The following is a 5,357-nucleotide window of genomic DNA, read 5'->3' as shown; positions in this document are numbered from 1 at the left end:
GCAGCGGTTGATGCTGGAGGCGTCGTGGGAGGTCCTCGAGCGGGCGGGTGTCGATCCTGCCGGGTTGCGGGGCAAGCCGGTCGGCGTCTTCACCGGCGCCATGCACCAGGACTACGCCGCCGGACACGGGCAGGGCTCCGGCGACGACGCCGACGGTGTCGAGGGCTACCTGCTGACCGGCGGCGCGGGCAGCGTGCTCTCCGGACGCATCTCGTACTTCCTCGGCCTCGAAGGCCCGGCCGTGACCATCGACACGGCCTGCTCGTCCTCGCTGGTGGCCCTGCACCTGGCGACGCAGTCCCTGCGGTCCGGCGAGTCCTCGCTGGCCCTCGCGGGCGGCGTGACCGTGATGACCTCGCCCAGCTCCTTCGTCGGGTTCTCCCGCCAGCGCGGCCTGGCGCCCGACGGCCGCTGCAAGTCCTTCGCGGCGGCGGCCGACGGCACCGGCTGGTCCGAGGGCGCAGGCGTCCTCCTCCTGGAGCGGCTGTCGGACGCGGTGCGCAACGGCCGCCGCATCTGGGCCGTGGTGCGCGGGACGGCCGTCAACCAGGACGGCGCCTCGAACGGCCTGACCGCCCCCAACGGCCCCTCCCAGCAGGCGGTCGTCCGGACGGCGCTGGCCAACGCGGGCCTCCGGTCCGCCGATGTGGACGCGGTGGGCAGGTCGACTGGACCGCCGGTGCCGTCGAGCTCCTGACGGAGGCCCGGCCCTGGCCCGAGCTCGACCGGCCCCGCCGCGCGGGCGTCTCCTCCTTCGGGATCAGCGGCACCAACGCCCACGTGATCCTGGAGCAGGCCCCGGAACCGGCGCCTGCGGCGACGGCCGAGACCGAGTTCTCCGGCCCGGTCCCGCTGGTGCTTTCGGCGCGCGGACGCGAGGGACTCGCCGCACAGGCACGGGAGTTGGCGTCGTTCCTGTCGGCCCGTGCGGAGGTGGGCCTGGCGGAGACCGGGCGTGCGCTGGTCGGGACCCGGAGTGCGCTGTCGGAGCGCGCCGTGATCGTGGCGGACGACCGCGCCGAGGCGCTGGCGGGGCTCGACGCGCTGGCGCGGGGCGAGGCCGTATCAGGCGTGGTCACCGGAGAGGGCGCGGACGGCGGCCGGCTCGCCGTCCTGTTCACGGGGTCGCGGACGTCGTGTTCGGGGCGGGCGAAGGGGCCCTGGACCGGACGGTGTTCACGCAGGCCGGGCTGTTCGCGGTGGAGACGGCGCTGTTCCGGCTGATGGAGTCCTGGGGCGTCCGCCCCGACTTCGTCGGCGGTCATTCGGTGGGTGAGGTGACGGCCGCGCACGTGGCGGGAGTGCTGTCGCTGGAGGACGCGGCGACGCTGGTCGCGGCCCGTGGCCGGCTGATGCAGGCCCTGCCGTCCGGCGGCGCGATGGTGTCGGTCGCCGCGCCGGAGGAGGTGGTGCGCCCGCTCCTGACATCGGGCGTCGACATCGCGGCCGTGAACGGACCGTCCTCCGTCGTGGTCTCGGGTGTCGAGCAGCAAGTCCTCGCCGTCGCGGAGCGGCTGGTGGCGCAGGGGGTGAAGACCCGGCGTCTGTCGGTCTCGCACGCTTTCCATTCGGTGCTGATGGAGCCGATGCTGGACGAGTTCCGGGCCGTGCTCGGGGAGCTGGCGTTCCGGCCTCCGCGGATCCCCCTCGTGTCCAACGTGACCGGTGAGATCGCCGCCCCTGAGCTCCTCACGGACCCCGAGTACTGGGTCGGCCACGTCCGGGCGACCGTGCGGTTCGCCGACGGCGTGCGGGCGCTGGAGCGCGCCGGCGTCTCCGTCTGCCTGGAGCTGGGGCCGGACGCCGTGCTGTCGGCGATGGGCCCGGACTGCCTGACGGGCGACGACACCGTCTTCGTACCGTCGCTGCGCCGCGAGCACGACGAGGTGCGTGCGGCCCTGGCCGCCCTGGCAGCCCTGCACGTACACGGCCTGGCGGTCGACTGGAAGCCCCTGCTCGGTGAGAGCGCGGAGTGGCCGGTGGAGCTGCCGACCTACGCCTTCCGGCGACAGCGCTACTGGCTGGAGAACGCCGAAGGCGTCGTCGACGCGGAGGGCCTGGGCCTCGGGGCCGTCGATCATCCGCTGCTCGGCGCGATGGTCGAGGTGCCCGACTCGGGCGGACTGCTGTTCAGTTCACGTCTGTCGCTCCGCACGCATCCGTGGCTGGCCGATCACATGACGGCCGGGACCGTGCGCGTGCCCGCCGCGGTCTTCGTCGAGCTCGCGGTGCGGGCCGGCGACGAGGCCGGCTGCGGACTCCTTGCCGAGCTGCTGATGGAGGCCCCGCTCGTCCTGCCCGAACAGGGCGGCGTACACCTGCGGGTGGAGGTCGGCGAGGGCGACGCGTCCGGGGAACGGACCCTCCAGGTGCACGCGCGCCGTGCGGACGCCGGACCGGGCTCGCCGTGGACCAGGCATGCCTCCGGGCGGCTCGCCCCCGACACCACGGCCCCCGGTTTCGAACTGACCCAGTGGCCGCCGCGGGACGCGATCGCCGAGGCGGACGGCGTGTGGACCCGGGGCGAGGAGGTCTTCGCCGAGGTCGCGCTGCCCGACGAGGCGGTCCGCGTCGACGGGTTCGGGATTCACCCGGCCCTGCTCGACGCGTGTGTCGACGTCCGGCCGGAACATCTGCCGGCGCTGCCCTCCCACTGGACCGGCGTACGGCTGTGGGCGGAGGGCGCGACGGTCCTGCGCGTTCACCTCACCCCGACGGGCCCCGACAGCGTCGGCATGCGGCTGGCCGACGCTTCCGGCGTCCCGGTGGCCTCGGTGGAGTCGCTGCGCTTCCGGCCGCCGGCTCCCACGGCGTCGGCACCGGGCGCGGCCGCCGACCGGATGTACCGCGTGGGCTGGGAGCGCCTCCCGCTGACGCCGGACGCGGAACTGCCCGCGATGACCGCGGTGGACACCGCCGACGACGTCCGCGCGCTGGCCGGGACCCGCACCCCCTCCGGGGTGCTCCTGGCCGACCTCCGCGGCGGCGCGCCCTCCGACGGCGGCCGCGAGGCCACCGCCCGGATCCTGGACCTGCTCCAGGCATGGCTCGCCGAACCCGCCCTGGACGAGACCCGGTTGGCGGTGCTCACCCACGGGGCGGTCGCCGTGCACGGAGACCACGAACCGACGGACCTCTCCGCGGCGGCGGCGTGGGGTCTGCTGCGCTCGGCGCAGGCCGAACACCCCGGCCGGATCGTCCTCGTCGACACCGAAGCCGAAGCCGAAGCCGAAGCCGAAGCCGAAGTCGGCGCCGAAGCCGAAGCCGAAGCCGAGGTCGGCGCCGAAGCCGACACCGAATCCGGAACCGAAGCAGCCACCGGAACCGGCACCGAAGCAGAAGCCGTAGCCGGCACCGAGGCCGGAACCGAAGCGGGCGTCCTCGCGGGCGTCCTGGAGTCCGGCGAGCCGCAGGCGGCGGTCCGTGCGGGTGCCGTGTGGGTGCCCCGTCTGGAGCGGGCCGTCGTGACGACGGAGCGGGACCGGGCGCTGGACCCGGCGGGGACCGTGCTGATCACCGGCGGGACCGGCGGACTCGGCCGGCTGGTGGCCCGGCACCTGGTGCGGGAGCACAGGGTCGGATCCCTGGTGCTGGTGAGCCGCCGGGGGCCGCGGGCACCGGGCGCGGACGCGCTGGAGGAGGAGCTCGCCGCGCTGGGCGCCCGCGTACGGATCACGGCCTGCGACGTGGCCGACCGCGAGGCGGTCGCCGGTGTGCTCGCCGCCGTGCCTGCGGACGCCCCGCTGACCGGGGTGATCCACACGGCCGGTGTGCTGGACGACGGCGTGGTCACCGCCCTGACCGCCGAGCGTCTCGACACGGTCTTCCGGCCCAAGGCGGACGCGGCGCTGGTGCTCGACGAACTCACGCGTGACCTCGACCTGGCGGTGTTCGTCCTGTTCTCGTCGGCCGCGGGAACGCTGGGGAACCCGGGCCAGGGCAACTACGCGGCCGCGAACGCCTTCCTCGACGCGCTGGCCAGGCGCCGTCACGCGGCCGGGCTGCCCGCCACCTCCCTCGCCTGGGGCGGCTGGGCCGGGAACAGCGAGATGACGGCACATCTCGGCCAGGCCGACGCGCTGCGCAACCGCCGCACCGGAATGTCCGAGATCACGGCCGCGGTGGGCATGGAGCTGTTCGACAGCGCGCTCCGGGCCGCCGAATCCTTCCTCCTGCCGGCCGAGCTGGATCTCGCCGGGCTGCGCGCCCAGTCCCGTACCGCCCCGGTTCCCTCCCTCCTGCGCGGACTCGTCCCCAGCCGGCGGCCGGTCGCGAGCGGTGCCACCGCGCACGGCGACGACTGGGGCGGGCGGCTGGCCGCCCTCGGTCCGGTCGAGCAGGAGAAGTCCCTGCTCGACCTGATCGGCGGCCACGCCTCGCAGGTGCTCGGCCACTCCGCCCGGAACCAGGCCGACGCGTCCCGTCCCTTCCGCGACCTCGGATTCGACTCCCTCACCTCGGTGGAGTTCCGCAACCGGCTGAGCGCCGCGACCGGCCTCAGGCTGCCCGCGACGCTCCTCTACGACCACCCGAACCCGCAGGACCTCGCACGACACCTGCGGTCCGAACTCGTGGGCGCGCGGTCCGAGGACTCCGGCATCCCGACGGGCACGCCGGCCGCCGCGGACGAGCCCATCGCGATCGTCGCCATGGGGTGCCGCTTCCCGGCCGGGGTGAGCAGCCCCGAGGACCTGTGGGAGCTGCTCGCCGCGGGCACCGACGCGATCACCGACTTCCCCGCCGACCGGGGCTGGGACCTCGACGCCCTCCACCACCCCGACCCCGACCACCCGGGCACGACCTACACCCGTCGAGGCGCCTTCCTCGACGACGCGGCCGGTTTCGACGCCGACTTCTTCGGCATCTCGCCGCGCGAGGCGCTGGCGATGGACCCGCAGCAGCGGCTGCTCCTGGAGACGTCCTGGGAGACGTTCGAGCGGGCGGGGATCGACCCGACGACCCTCCGGGGCAGCGACATCGGCGTCTTCGCCGGGGTCAACACCCAGGACTACGCGCTGCGTCTGCACGCGACGCCCGAACTGGTGGAGGGGCACCGCATCACCGGTTCGTCCAACGCCGTCGTCTCCGGCCGCGTCTCGTACGTCCTCGGCCTGGAAGGCCCGGCGGTGACGCTGGACACCGCCTGCTCCTCGTCGCTCGTCGCCCTGCACCTGGCCGCGCGGTCGCTGCGGTCGGGCGAGTGCGCCATGGCCCTGGCCGGCGGTGTGACCGTCATGACCGGAACGGACGCCTTCGTCGACTTCTCGCGGCAGCGGGGCCTGTCCGTGGACGGCCGCTGCAAGCCGTTCGCGGCCGCGGCGGACGGCACGGGCTGGGCCGAGGGCGTCGGCATGCTG

Annotated in this window: 1 protein-coding gene and 1 pseudogene; both read left to right on the top strand. The window is 74.9% G+C overall.

Translation table 11 applies throughout. The features are described from left to right. Nucleotides 1–1,056 (top strand): annotated as a pseudogene (locus OO54_RS48495) (beta-ketoacyl synthase N-terminal-like domain-containing protein); the annotation flags it as partial. 116 nt (nucleotides 1,057–1,172) lie between these two features. Beyond that, a partial coding sequence (locus OO54_RS42130) for an SDR family NAD(P)-dependent oxidoreductase (protein WP_157856616.1) occupies nucleotides 1,173–5,357 on the top strand: 4,185 nt, incomplete at its 3' end.

Source organism: Streptomyces wedmorensis (assembly GCF_000716445.1).
GTDB classification, from domain to species: Bacteria; Actinomycetota; Actinomycetes; order Streptomycetales; family Streptomycetaceae; genus Streptomyces; species Streptomyces wedmorensis.
This window is presented reverse-complemented; position numbering and strand designations above follow the sequence as displayed.